At 48.3% G+C, this 632-nt stretch carries 1 protein-coding gene; it reads left to right on the forward strand.

What is annotated here, in order from left to right; all coding sequences use genetic code 11:
• Positions 1–558: MFS transporter (locus R8N49_RS28170; protein WP_412034932.1), on the forward strand; the 558-nt coding region annotated here is incomplete at its 5' end.
• Positions 559–632: the final 74 nt, after the last annotated feature.

A 632-nucleotide genomic window follows, 5' to 3' on the forward strand; every position in this document is an offset into this window, starting at 1 on the left:
ATTTTCCACGCGTCACTATGTTTGATGGCCATGGCGGTTATCTTAGCTTACGTGACGTCAGCACCGTCGGTATTGATGACAGGCATGGGCCTTTCAATGAATGAGTTCACATTCTGGTTTGGCATTAACGCGGTCATCAACATCGCTGGCTGTATGTTGGCACCGAAGTTCATGGAACGTTTTGGCACACACAACACGCTTGTGGTTGGTATCTCGACGTTGGCTCTGGCTGGTGTGGTGATGCTGGTGATGAATGGCCAAAACACGGCGCTGTCGTTCATGCTGCCAATCTTTATGTCGTCCGTTGGTTTTGCTTTGATTCTTGGCGGCGCCGCGGGCAAGGCGTTGGAACCATTCGGTGATAAAGCGGGCACAGCCGCGGCGCTACTTGGTTTGTTCCAAATGAGCGGTTCTGGTTTGTTAGTGGGTACCTTACAGCGTTTGCCGTTTGATCCACAAACATTGATTGCTATTCATATGTGGGTATTGCTACCAGCGTTGGTGATTCTATTTTCAAAGGCTGGTAAGAGCTGGCACGCTCGCTTCGCTAATGCGTAAATCAGTGTAATTTAGTATTTTCCAATGTATGTAACGCGTGTATATTTGTCGTTCACACTTTTCCTGACACCATA

It is taken from the genome of Vibrio sp. 1978, from assembly GCF_033344345.1.